The following is a 13,502-nucleotide window of genomic DNA, read 5'->3' as shown; positions in this document are numbered from 1 at the left end:
TGTTTGTCACGTAGTTGAGATTGCTTCATTCCACTACCTTTCATTCGTAATGTCGTGTTTTACTTGTCATTACGAGGAGCAATAGCGACGTGGTACTCCTTACCGTCATTCGGTGCTTGATGCGTAACCTGCCGAACTGTAGTTCCAATATTTAATACGTAGTACTATCTGACAGCTATTGAACCAAGTTCAGCATGGCGTTTTTTTTATACTCGAAACGGTATCATTTTAAAAGGCATTAAACAATAATATTTTTTAAAATTAAACTAATTTTTAATTGCTAACTGTGTTATTTGGAATTTAGAAATCAAGCAATCATCTATCGAACAAAGAAAGAATATATAAATTTTCTATAAATACTATTTCACTCACATTTTTAAAGGTATTAGATTTACTGTTAACTATTTGGGTAATTTCTTTTTTAATTTTAAAAGTCTGATTGTCAAATTATGAGAAATACGCTTTTGTAATGTCGTTGCTACTATTGTTTGTGAAAATGCTACTTTAAGAAATGAAATGGGGATGAATTCGAGGTTAAAAGCAGAACGAGAATTTGATGTTAAAGATGTGATTTATAGGCACTTGAATATTTATAGTTCTTTTTTTAAAAATAGAATGTAACCAAAGTTAAATTTTAGGGTCTAATTAAATTAGGGATAAGAATACGCTATGAATTCAAATTGTTTAAAATGAACAATTACTCAAGAAACAAGTATAAATACATAAAAAAAAAGTACATTTGCATTCTATTGAAATAACATTAGATATGTAAATAACTAATTAAGTTTTCATTAGAAAAAAATAATTGTATAAGTATAATTTTGTTGATAGTATAGGAGGCATAGAATTGTTTGGGATTCTAAAATTTTGATATGTTAAAAAGCACTGTTAAAAGAATAATTAAAAGTAATACACCTCGTTGGATCGTATTACTAATTGATTTGTATATAGTTTGTAATACGTTTATTATAGCCTATTTAGTGCGTTTCAATTTCAATTTTGATTTCGATTCTTCTAAATTATCAGTTCAATTACCTATTATACTAGTTTTTTCATTAATTAGCTTTCTAGTTGTTGGATCTTATAAAGGAATAGTGAGGCATACAGGGTTTAGAGATTCGCTGAATATTGTTTTTGCTGCTATTTTGTTGTTTTCTTTTTTGTCTGGTTTTGTTTTATTAAATAGGGAATTTAAACTTATTCCATTCTTTACGTTTCCAATTTCTATTTTAGTTATACATTTTTTACTAAACACGTTTTTTTTGGTGGCCAGTAGGTTTGTTTTTAAAGAGCTTTTTAAGCTGATATTTTCAGATTTACACGTAGATAGAAGAATATTAATTTATGGAGCAGGAGAAACAGGGTTGTTAACCTATTCTGTTTTAAGAGATATTAAAGAGAATAAAGTTCAGATTGTTGGTTTTATTGATGATGATAAGCGTAAATGGGGTAAAAGAATTAATGGATTAAAAGTCTATAAGTATTCAAATATAACTCCTGAATTTATTAAGAGAAAAGGGATTTCAGAAATAATTATTGCGTTTCAAGATTCGTCTACATCAAAGTTAATAGCTATATCAGATAAATTATCCTTATTACCTGTAAATGTTAAAATTGTACCTCATGCTACTTCATGGATAGAAGGAGATTTAAATCCTAAACAAATTAAAAATGTGCGTATTGAAGATTTATTGGGGAGAAAACCAATAAATTTAAACAATCCAATAGTTGAAAATGAGTTAAAGAATAAAGTGATATTAATTACTGGAGCGGCAGGGTCAATTGGATGTGAAATTGCTAGGCAAGTTGCTATATGCAATTATAAAAAATTAATATTGGTAGATCAATCAGAATCGCCATTGTACGAAATTGAGCAGGAGTTTGTTCAGAAAGAGTATCAAAACTTTAATGCTATTGTTGCGGATGTGAGGAGTGAAAGTAGGATGAAAAACGTTTTTGAAGCGTACAAGCCAAATATTGTTTTTCACGCGGCAGCATACAAGCATGTACCTTTAATGGAAAATAATCCATATGAGGCTGTAAATGTGAATGTTTTAGGGACTAAAACAATTGCAGAATTAGCAATTAAACATAAAACCGAAAAGTTTGTGATGATTTCTACTGATAAAGCGGTAAACCCTACCAATGTAATGGGAGCTACCAAAAGGTTGGCTGAAATGATGGTGAGCTGTTTAAAAGAAAAAGGTGAAACTAAGTTTATAACCACACGTTTTGGAAATGTATTGGGTTCTAATGGTTCTGTGATTCCTTTATTTAAAAAACAAATAGAAAAAGGAGGCCCTTTAACGGTTACACATCATGAAATTACTAGATATTTTATGACCATTCCAGAAGCATGTCAACTCGTATTAGAAGCTGGTGTTATGGGAGAAGGAGGCGAGATATTTGTATTTGATATGGGGGAATCTGTGAAAATTTATGATTTAGCAAAAAATATGATTCATCTATCAGGGTTAAATCATCCAGATGACATTAAAATTGACATTACAGGGTTACGACCAGGAGAAAAAATATACGAAGAATTATTGGGGGATGGAGAGAAAACTAAAAAAACGCATCACCCTAAAATTATGATTGCAAAGGTAAAACCTTTAAATTGTGATTTCATAGAAGACTCGTTACATGATTTGTGCACACATTTAAGAAAAAGTACAAATTATGAAATTGTAAAAAAAATAAAACAAATTGTACCTGAATTTATTTCAAACAATTCAGAATTTGAAAAAATAGACCATGAATAGATTAATAAAAGTAAAAACGTTAGTTTACCTAATAGGATTGAGTGTTTTATGGATGAATACATCTTGTGTTTCATCAAAAAAAATTGTGTATTTCCAAGAAATGGAAGGTGTAGCAATTAACGATTCCATTCAGCAATACGAACCTCAATTACAAAGAGGAGATATATTAAAAATAGTTGTATCCACAGTAGATCCAGAAGCTGCAATTCCTTTTAATTTATATGAAACACCAATGGTAGGAACTACCATGTCAAATGCTAAACCTTTATCTTATTTAGTCGATAGTGATGGTGCTATTAATTTCCCTGTGTTGGGTACATTAAAAGTAGCTGGATTAACTACAAAAGAATTAACTCTTGATTTAGAAAAAAAGCTTTCAGATTATATCAAAAAGCCAACCATTTATATTCGTTTGGAAAATTTTAAAGTTTCTGTATTGGGTGAGGTAAAAAGCCCAGGGGCCATTTCAGTGTTAAATGAACGTATTACTATTTTAGAGGCCATTAGCATGGCTGGAGATTTGAACATTCAAGGTGAAAGAGCAAACATTACCTTAATTAGAGAACAGGAAGGAAGCAGAGTGTTTATACCTATTGATTTAACAAGTAGAGAATTATTTAATTCCCCGTATTTTTATTTGGCTCAAAATGATGTGCTGTATGTACAACCAAATAAAGCACGTATTAATTCTTCTATGGTAGGTCCTAATACAAGTATTGTTATTTCTGCAATATCAACACTAATATCAATAATAGCGATAGTTACTAGATAAAAAAAGTTAAAGAAAAGATGACGCAACACGAACAACCGATCAATACGGTAAATTTAAATGATGACACTGTAAATATACGTCAAGAACTAGAAAAATATGCTTACTATTGGAAATGGTTTGTTTTAAGTGTGTTTTTAGCTTTAGTAGTAGCGTATGCGTATTTGAGATATACCCCAAAAACATATGAAGTTTCTACAACTATTTTAATAAATGATGAGAATGGAGCATCTTTTGCATCTGAACTTTCTGCATTTGAAGATTTAGGATTAATGGGAGGTTCACAAACCTCATTGGAAAATGAAATTGAACTATTAAAATCTAGAACCTTACTAGCACAAGTTGTTAAAGAATTAGAATTAAATGTAAAGTATTATGCTGCGGGTAGAGTGAAAACTTCAGAAGTATATGCTAAAAATAGTCCTGTTAAATTTACTTTTTTCACTAAAGATTCTTTGTTTTATGAATCAGATACCATGTTTTCTATTAAAATTACGGGAGCAAATGAATTTGTATTAAGTGATATAAATGAAAATAAAATAAGTACAGGTGTTTTTGGTGAAAATATCAAAACAAATTTTGGAGATATAACTGTAACACCATTAAATGCAAATAAAATAGGTGTAAATGAAGAATTAACAGTTCGAATAGTTCCTGTTCAAAGTGTAGTGAGTGGGTATAGAAATAGTATTCAAATTCAGCCAATAAATAAAAATGCGAGTGTTATTAAAATTAGTTTAGTTGATCAATTAAAAGTTAAAGCTGCGGATGTTTTAAACAAATTAGTAACTATATACAATGAAGAAGTTGTTGAAGATAAAAGTATTGTTTCTAAAAAAACAGATAAATTTATTAATGATCGACTGGCAATTATAACTAAAGATTTAGAAACTGTTGAAAGCGATGTTGAAGAATTCAAAACAACAAATAATATAACAAATATTAATTCTGAAGCTAGTTTAGTGCTAGATGCAAATGCTGAAATTGAGAAACGAATTGTTGACTTAAATACACAATTAAAATTAGCAAACTATGTAGATGACTATTTAAAGGGAAATGAAGGTGATTTAATACCTGCTAATTTGGGATTGTCTAATGAGTCTATTAGTTCAAATACTCAAAAGTATAATGAGTTATTATTAGAAAGAGATCGTATATTACAGAGTTCAAGTAAATTGAATCCAGTAATTATAAATTTAGAAAACCAAATAAAAGGGTTAAGATCAAATATTTCTCAAAGCCTTTCAAATTTTAAATCCTCTTTAGAAATTTCTTTAAATGATGTAAAGAGACAAGATTATATTCTAAATTCTAAAATATCTTCTGTACCAAAACAAGAAAAAGAATTTAGAGAAATTCAACGTCAACAACAAATAATTGAATCACTGTATTTATACTTGTTAAAAAAGCGTGAAGAAAATGCAATTTCGCTAGCGAGTACCATACCAAATTCTAAAATTATAGATAAGGCCTATGGTAGTAAAGTTCCTGTAGCTCCAAAAAAGAATATTATTTTATTGGCAGCATTGCTTATAGGGCTTATTGTACCGTTTGCATTTATTTATATTAAATTTTTGTTAGACAATAAGGTACATGGAAAAAAAGATATTGAAGCTATGTTTTCTGCTCCAATATTAGGAGATATACCAAAAACAACTCATACTAAAAAAGTTGTGGTTTCTGATACGGATAGAAGTGGAATTGCGGAAGCTTTTAGATTGCTTCGAACAAATATTAACTTCATGTTTTCTAAAGGAGTTAAAGAGTCAAAAATTATTTTTTTAAGTTCCACAATAAGTGGAGAAGGAAAAACCTTTATAGCTATTAATACAGCATCTGTATTGGGATTATCATCTAAAAAAGTATTATTAATAGGTGCTGATATTCGAAACCCTAAAATTATTGATTATTTAGAAATGGAAAATAGTAAGGGGTTAACACATTTTTTAAGAAACGAAGAATTGAGTCCAAAAGATGTGGTGAACAGAATTGAAGCGTATGGGTTTGATATGATTCACTCTGGAATTATTCCACCTAATCCTGCAGAATTATTAATGAATGGACGATTTGAAGAGGTGATAAATTGGGGGAAAGAAAATTATGATTATATAATTGTAGATACAGCTCCGGTTAGTTTGGTAACAGATACCTTGCTAATTAGTTCTTATGCAGATTTATTTATTTATGTAATTAGAGCAAATTATTTAGATAAAAGATTGTTAGAGGTTCCAAAAACCATGTATAATGAAAACAGATTACCTAACATGGCCGTATTAATTAATGATACTGATTATGAGAGAGGCTATGGCTATGGTTATGGTTATGGTTATGGAAATGATGGGGCTGCTAAAAAATCTAATAAAGGTCTATTCAACAAAATTAAAAAGAAAATCAAATAATAAATACTACAGCTATTAAATAAACGTAGTGTTATTTTCTAATAGAGGAGTTACAAGTTTTACTATTTTTGAACTTTTTATAGTTTCTAGTTTATCAAGATGATATTGGTTGTGGACATCACTTCCTACAAAATCATATAGTTTGTCATTAAGCAATTTTAATGTTGTTTTTTGAACACTTTTTCCATAGTGATCTGTAAGAGAAAGTAGATTTAATTGAAATAAACAACCAGCATCTTTTAACTTTTGATACTCTTTGTAATTACCGTGTAAAAATTTGTAACGTTCAGGATGTGCTAATACAGGTTGATATCCTTTTACTTGAATATTAAATAAAAGCTCGTATAAATTAACAGGTGGATTAAAATAAGACATTTCCACCAAAATTTTATGACCTTTTAATGTAAGAAGTTTTTCAGTTTCTAATAATTCTTCAAATCGATGATCCATCATGTATTCAGCAGCAGCTTGTATATTTACATCTTCTAAATTATGGTTTTTTAATTCAGAGTTTAACAGGTTTAGTTGTTTTTGAATAATTTCTGTAGAGTTTTCCCAAACACCTTCCATACTATGCGGTGTGCAAATAAATTTTTGTATACCATAGCCTTTCATTCTTTTTAATAAAGCAATAGATTCTTCTATATTTTTAGCTCCATCATCAATACCAGGTAGAATGTGGCAATGTATTTCTGTAAAGTTAGCAGGTAAACAGTTTATTAAGTTTTTTTTCTTTTTTAAAAATGTGATCATAACAATTTAATTTAGGCTTAAAAAAGTCCTTTTTTGGAGATTTTAATATAACCTCCGTAATTGGTTTTTATAGTATTTCCAGCATCAATTACCGTACCAATATTGAACTTAATTTTATGATTAAATAATGAAGAAAAATCAGTTTCTAAAAAACTTGAAAATACTGTAGGTTTATAAGTAGAAGCACTGTCGAACCAAGGATAATAAGTGGTGTAACTCAATTTTAGTTGATACGGAATATTTTTAACAATTCCTTTAGTGCCTACATGAAATGATTTCAGTCTTTGATAGTTATTATTAACACCTAATACAAAACCTTGCTCGTTTATTTCATTTGGAAGTATAAAAGGAGTCCCAATAACTTGTCCAAAATAAGTCCAACCAGAATGGTAAGTAGGTCCGTTGTTAAAATAATTATCTCTACCTCTTCCAGCATCTGCATCATCAGGTCCATTTAATCCGCTCATATGTTTTGTGTTGGTATATTCTACTAATAGATGAGAAAAAACATTTTTCGGTTTTTTAAAATCCATAAATACACCAAAAAGTCCATCAGGGTAATTTGCCCACTCTCTTCCAGATTTATCTTCAAAAGGGTGTGAGATATAAAAATTCCAATTGGTTTTAGCTCCTTTATAGTCTAATTGAAGTAAGTAATTACCAATATGATTTCCCAAGGTGTTTTTAAAAGTATTTCCACTCGCATCTAATCCACCTCCCATACCAGTAACAAAACGGATATAATCTTTAAAACTGGTAGGTTGTTTTCCGCTAGAATATGAAGTTCCTCCCCATTGTACGTAGTGATCTAAACCAACAACTAAATCAAGTTTGTTATTTAATTTAGATTTAAAATGCAGGCTCTTTTGATGTATATGTGTATTGTCTACAAATCGATGATCATTCATTAAATACTCCCCATAATTTGCTTTAAATGTTAACCATTTTTTAGCAAATGGAAGTTCTAAATAGCCTCTAGTTTTTATATTAATACCTGGGATGGCACGCGCATTGGTAGATTTAACAAAATTCCCATTCGATGATGAAAGTCCTTCAAATACAACCTCTTCATTTATACTTCCTGCATTAAGTTGTAAATTTTTGTATTTTAAACTTACATACAATTCATTAATAATAGCTTTATTTTCGTCAGCAATAGACCCAGTAATTGAAGTTTTAAATGCAATATCAAAATTTTTGTCAGCATTAAAAGTCTTTCCAAGTGACAGTGTTGTTAACGCATAGTTTGAATCTGGAATTTTACCAAAGTCGTTGGCAGTTAACCAAAAAGGTAAACGATCTTCAGTGCTCAATCCTGAATTTAATTCTATACCATAATAATAGTTCGTTTCTTGAGCAGTAACCTTTGAGAAGGTTAAAAATATAATCAAAAATATAATTGGTGAAAATTTCATAAATATTTTTATTCAAAAATAGGCTCAAATGTACTATTTTTTCTATTAATCAATGAAGCATATCTAATAATAGCTCGTATAGATATTTGAAATATAATTGGTAAAAACGACTTTTAAGTATGAATTTTATAATAAAAATGAAGTGTATAAGCTAAAAGGATATTTATTTTATAATTTTATTAAAAAACATGGTTGTTTAAAAATTAATTTCTAGATTTGTCTTGTATTAATAAGACATGAAATTAACAAACACATTTAACAGCTTCTTTTTTTACTTTTATTTTAGCAATAAAGGGTGAGGCTTTGTATGTGTTATTTGTAAAAAATAAATGAAGAGTCTCGATAAAAATCGGGACTTTTTTTTTAGGAAAAATTTTAAATGAGAGTAGCTATACAAGGAATTAAAGGATCTTATCATCATATAGTTGCCGAACAGTATTTCGGTAAAAATATTGATCTAATTGAATGTTTATCATTTAGTGAAATGCCTATTTTATTAGAAGAAGGTAAAGCAGAAGTATTAATTATGGCAATTGAAAATTCAATTGCAGGTGCAATATTACCTAATTACGCTTTGATAGATGATTATAATTTATCAATAAATGGTGAGAGTTATTTGCCAATACATCATAATTTAATGGTGTTGAATGGTCAAAAAATTGAAGATATTACAGAAGTATATTCACACCCAATGGCATTATTGCAATGTCATAAGTTTTTTAAAGAATATCCGCACATAAAATTAATTGAAGATAAGGATACAGCTAATGTAGCAAAACGTATTCATGATAACCAATTAAAAGGTGTAGGCGCAATTGCTAGTACGTTAGCAGCTGAAATATTCGATTTAACTATTATTGCGCCAGGCATTCAAACTATAAAAGACAATGCAACTCGTTTTTTTATTCTTTCAAATGAAGCAGTTAAAAGAAGTCTTTCAGCAAACAAAGCTTCTATAAAATTTATAACAAGCGATGATTCTGGTAGTTTGGCAAGCGTGTTAACAATTTTGGCAAAACACCATTTAAATTTATCAAAAATTCAATCAATGCCAGTAATAGAAACACCTTGGAAATATGCGTTTTTTGCAGATTTTATTTTCAATAGTTATGCAGATTATTACGATGCACTAGAAGAAATTAAAGATAAAGTAGAAACATTAAAAGTATTAGGTGAATACACCAAAAATAAAGAGTAATGATAGCAAAAGCTGACAGATTAAATCAGGTACAAGAATACTATTTTTCAAAAAAACTACGAGAAATAGCCGCATTACGTGCAGAAGGAAAACCAATTATTAACATTGCAATTGGTAGTCCAGATTTAGCACCATCACAAGAAGTTATAAAAGCATTAACTGAAACAACTAAATTAGCCAATGCACATCAATATCAAAGCTATCAAGGTATTCCAGAATTACGTGAGGCTATTTCAAATTTCTATCAAAAACAATACAATGTAGCGTTAAATCCTGTAAATGAAATTTTGCCTTTAATGGGTTCCAAAGAAGGAATTATGCACATTTCAATGGCTTTTTTAAATAAAGGAGATAAAGTATTAGTTCCAAATCCTGGGTATCCAACGTATGCTTCGGTATCTAATTTGGTACAAGCAGAAATTGTTAACTATAACTTAAATGAAGCTAACAATTGGATGCCAAATTATGAAGAACTTGAAAAGGAAGATTTAGCAAATGTGAAGATTATGTGGGTCAATTATCCACACATGCCAACAGGAACAGTAGCTTCAAAAAAAGATTTTGAACAACTAGTTGCTTTTGCAAAGAAGCACAATATTTTAATTGTGAATGACAATCCTTATAGTTTTATTTTAAATAACAATCCTATAAGTATTTTAGAAATTGAAGGAGCGAAAGATGTTGCAATAGAATTAAATTCATTAAGTAAAACATTTAACATGGCAGGTTGGCGTGTAGGAATGTTGGTTGGAAATGCTGAAATTTTAAAAATAGTATTACAAGTAAAAAGTAATATGGATTCTGGAATGTTTTTAGGAATACAGAAAGGAGCTATAGCCGCTTTAAATTGTGACGATAATTGGTTTATAGATTTAAATAAAACTTATACCAAAAGAAGAGAACTAGTATGGCAAATATTTGATGCATTAGGCTGTACGTATGATACAACTACCAAAGGAATGTTTGTGTGGGCTAAACTTCCAGAAGGACGAAAAGCCATTGAATTTACCGATGAAATATTATACAACTCAAATGTATTTATAACACCAGGAGTAATTTTTGGAAGCAATGGTGAAGGTTACATTAGATCATCTTTATGTGTATCTGAAGAAGTGTTAAAAAAAGTATTAGACCGAATTTTAGTAAAAAACTAGTATGGAAAAAATAGCAGTTATCGGTTTAGGTTTAATTGGAGGTTCCATGGTACTGGATTTAAAAAAACGTGGGGATTTTGAAATACTAGGAATTGATAAAAATCCAGAACACGTTCAAAAAGCACTAGAAATAGGCTTTATTGATACAGCAGCAGACTTTTCAGACTTAAAAAATGTAGATGTAGTAATTATAGCTGTACCAGTTGATAAAATTGCAGCTGTAACACTAAAAGCATTGGATGAAATAAAGGAAGGAACGTTGGTTTTTGATGTAGGTTCAGTAAAAGAAAATATTTGTAAGCAAGTTAACAATCACTCTAAACGAAAGTTTTTTGTAGCTGCACATCCTTTAGCAGGAACAGAACATTCTGGACCAGAAGCAGCTATTTCAAATTTATTTGACGAAAAAGTTAACATAATTTGTGAAGCCGACAAAAGTGATTGGAGAGCATTAGATAAAGCAATTAGCTTGTTTAAAATGTTAAATATGCGTATAAAAATGATGAATCCGTTAGAACATGACCGTCATATTGCGTATGTTTCACATTTGTCGCACGTTAGCTCATTCATGTTAGGAAGAACGGTGTTAGATATAGAAAAAAACGAACAAGCAATATTTGATATGGCAAGTACAGGTTTTGCTTCAACAGTACGTTTAGCAAAAAGTTCGTCAAATATGTGGACACCAATTTTTCTTCAGAATAAAGAAAATGTAATAAAATCGTTAGACGAGTATATTAAAAATTTAAAAGAATTTAAAACGTACATTCAAAATGATGATGCTGAAAAGCTGAATGAAACCATGAATAGTACAAATTATATAAAATCAATTTTAAACGGAATAGAAAACACAACTAAATAAGAAACTAAATTAAGATGGAAATAACAAAAGAAAACAGAAAGTGGTTAGATGGAATGGGATTAGATCACCCTATTGTAATCGCAGGTCCTTGTAGTGCTGAAACAGAAGAGCAAGTGATGAAAACAGCTCATTTATTAAAAGATACCGATACAAATGTATTTAGAGCTGGTATTTGGAAACCGAGAACTAGACCTGGAGGTTTTGAAGGTGTTGGAGGAATTGGACTACCTTGGTTACAAAGAGTTAGAGAAGAAACTGGAATGAAAATTACTACGGAAGTTGGTAATGCTAGCCATGTAGAATTAGCTTTAAAAGCTGATGTTGATATTTTATGGATTGGAGCTAGAACTACTGTAAACCCTTTTGCAGTACAGGAAATTGCTGATGCTTTAAAAGGTGTTGATAAACCAGTACTAGTTAAAAATCCAGTAAACCCAGATTTAGCATTATGGTTAGGTGGTGTAGAACGTTTTCAAGCAAATGGAATTTCACAATTAGGTGTTATTCATAGAGGTTTTTCAGCTTACAATACTGGGCATTATAGAAATAAACCAAAATGGCATATAGCAATTGAATTAAAGAAAGAATTTCCAGATTTACCTTTAATTTTAGATCCTTCACATATTTGTGGTAGAAGAGATACTATTTTAGATGTTTCTCAAACAGCGTTAGATTTAAACTTTGATGGATTTATGATTGAAACTCATGTAGATCCAGACAATGCTTGGAGTGATGCTGCGCAGCAAATTACGCCAGCTCAATTAGATAAAATTACACAAGATTTAAAAATTCGTCAAAAAAGTAGTTCTAAAGAAAGTTTCCAAAGTAAATTAAACTTATACAGAAAAGAACTTGATTTAATTGATAACAATATTATCGATATTTTAAGTGATAGAATGGGAGTTGCAGAAAATATAGGAAAGTTGAAACATGCAGAAAATGTGGCTATTTTACAAAGTGGAAGATGGTCAGATATTTTAAATGCTATGGTTGAAATAGGACAAAGTAAAGGTTTAAGTAAAGAGTTTGTAGAAGAGGTATTTAAAGCAATTCATGTAGAGTCAATTAATATTCAGCATAAAGTAAATTAATTTATAGATTGCTTCATTTTATTCGTGATAACGAATTTTTATAAATGAAATTTATTAAAAAGAAGAACCTTATGATTTAGGTTCTTCTTTTTGTTTTATAAACAAACAATTCAATTATATTTGTAATAATGAATGGAGTTGTAACAAAATCTACAGGAAGTTGGTATACCGTATATGCCGAAAATGAACAAGTGGTGGAATGCCGTTTAAAAGGTAAATTCCGAATTAAAGGAATTAAAAGTACCAATCCAGTAGCCGTTGGAGATTTTGTAAATTTTGATTTTGAAGAAGGAAAAGAAACAGGCGTAATTACTGAAATTTTAGAGCGTAAAAACTACATTATTCGTAAATCAGTAAATTTATCCAAGCAAACTCATATTATAGCTGCAAATATAGATATTGCCTTTTTATTAGTAACTATAGACAATCCACCAACATTTACAGGTTTTATAGATCGATTTTTAGCAACTGCAGAAGCGTATAGTATTGAAACGGTATTGCTTTTTAATAAATTAGATCAATACTCTGATGAGCAATTAGATAAATTAGCTTTGTTAGATGATATTTATACAGAAATTGGATATAAGTGTATAGCTATTTCAGCAACTAAAAAAATTGGTATTGACGAAGTTAAAGAATTAATGATTGGTAAAACCACCATGTTTTCTGGACATTCAGGTGTAGGGAAATCTACCTTAATAAATGCCATTGAACCAGGTCTAAATTTAAAAACTGCCGAGGTTTCAAAAACACACAAACAAGGAATGCATACAACTACATTTGCCGAAATGTTTCATTTAAGTTTTGGCGGATTTATTATAGATACACCAGGAATAAAAGGATTTGGAGTGGTAGATTTTGAAGAAGAAGAAATTACAGATTATTTTCCTGAATTTTTTGCTTTAAAATCTCAATGTAAATTTAACAACTGTAAGCATATAAACGAACCAAAATGTGCTATTAAAGAAGCTGTTGAAAATGGGGAAATTGCTTATTCACGTTATAGAAGTTATTTGCAAATGATTGAAGGTGATGAAGAGCACTACCGAACAGATATTTATAGTTAATTGGTGATTGAGCGTAGTCGAAATCATATTTC

At 29.6% G+C, this 13,502-nt stretch carries 10 protein-coding genes; 8 read left to right on the top strand and 2 right to left on the bottom strand.

Annotated features, from left to right (window positions below):
- Nucleotides 1-872: 872 nt before the first annotated feature.
- The 3 genes from R3X25_RS10860 to R3X25_RS10850 are packed head-to-tail and all read left to right on the top strand — an operon-like array spanning nt 873 to nt 5,930.
- Nucleotides 873-2,762, top strand: coding sequence for a nucleoside-diphosphate sugar epimerase/dehydratase (locus R3X25_RS10860; protein ID WP_317674699.1), 1,890 nt, complete (start codon nt 873-875; stop codon nt 2,760-2,762).
- Nucleotides 2,755-3,534, top strand: coding sequence for a polysaccharide biosynthesis/export family protein (locus R3X25_RS10855; RefSeq protein ID WP_317674697.1), 780 nt, complete (start codon nt 2,755-2,757; stop codon nt 3,532-3,534). The genes R3X25_RS10860 and R3X25_RS10855 overlap by 8 nt, the downstream gene beginning before the upstream one ends.
- Before the next feature lie 17 nt (nt 3,535-3,551).
- Entirely contained in the window at nt 3,552-5,930 is a 2,379-nt protein-coding gene (locus tag R3X25_RS10850; RefSeq protein WP_317674695.1) for a polysaccharide biosynthesis tyrosine autokinase, read from the top strand.
- 15 nt (nt 5,931-5,945) lie between these two features.
- On the opposite strand, the gene R3X25_RS10845 is transcribed toward R3X25_RS10850, so the two are convergent.
- Together R3X25_RS10845 and R3X25_RS10840 are read right to left on the bottom strand one after the other, a co-directional pair.
- On the bottom strand, nt 5,946-6,683 hold the full coding sequence (locus R3X25_RS10845; protein WP_317674693.1) for a tyrosine-protein phosphatase: 738 nt from the start codon (nt 6,681-6,683) through the stop codon (nt 5,946-5,948).
- A gap of 17 nt (nt 6,684-6,700) precedes the next feature.
- On the bottom strand, nt 6,701-8,098 hold the full coding sequence (locus tag R3X25_RS10840) for a capsule assembly Wzi family protein (protein WP_317674691.1): 1,398 nt from the start codon (nt 8,096-8,098) through the stop codon (nt 6,701-6,703).
- 379 nt (nt 8,099-8,477) lie between these two features.
- Here R3X25_RS10840 and R3X25_RS10835 point away from each other — a divergent pair, with 379 nt between their 5' ends.
- From R3X25_RS10835 to rsgA, 5 genes are all read left to right on the top strand, one after another.
- Nucleotides 8,478-9,296 carry a prephenate dehydratase gene (locus R3X25_RS10835; protein ID WP_317674689.1) on the top strand — a complete coding sequence of 273 codons (819 nt, stop codon included), beginning with the start codon at nt 8,478-8,480 and terminating at the stop codon, nt 9,294-9,296.
- A complete protein-coding gene (locus tag R3X25_RS10830) occupies nt 9,296-10,450 on the top strand; it encodes a pyridoxal phosphate-dependent aminotransferase (protein ID WP_317674687.1) in 1,155 nt (384 codons plus the stop codon). Before R3X25_RS10835 ends, R3X25_RS10830 begins: the two co-directional genes overlap by 1 nt.
- 1 nt (nt 10,451) lies before the next feature.
- Nucleotides 10,452-11,312 carry a prephenate dehydrogenase gene (locus R3X25_RS10825; RefSeq protein ID WP_317674685.1) on the top strand — a complete coding sequence of 287 codons (861 nt, stop codon included), beginning with the start codon at nt 10,452-10,454 and terminating at the stop codon, nt 11,310-11,312.
- Between the two features lie 14 nt (nt 11,313-11,326).
- Entirely contained in the window at nt 11,327-12,403 is a 1,077-nt protein-coding gene (locus tag R3X25_RS10820; protein ID WP_317674683.1) for a bifunctional 3-deoxy-7-phosphoheptulonate synthase/chorismate mutase type II, read from the top strand.
- Nucleotides 12,404-12,531: 128 nt separating this feature from the next.
- Complete coding sequence (gene rsgA, locus R3X25_RS10815) at nt 12,532-13,470, top strand: ribosome small subunit-dependent GTPase A (RefSeq protein WP_317674681.1); 939 nt, start codon at nt 12,532-12,534, stop codon at nt 13,468-13,470.
- Nucleotides 13,471-13,502: the final 32 nt, after the last annotated feature.

Origin of the sequence: Lutibacter sp. TH_r2 (genome assembly GCF_033101135.1) — a bacterium.
Lineage (GTDB): Bacteria > Bacteroidota > Bacteroidia > Flavobacteriales > Flavobacteriaceae > Lutibacter.
Note: the sequence above shows the minus strand (reverse complement) of the source record. Positions and strands in the feature narration are given on the sequence as shown.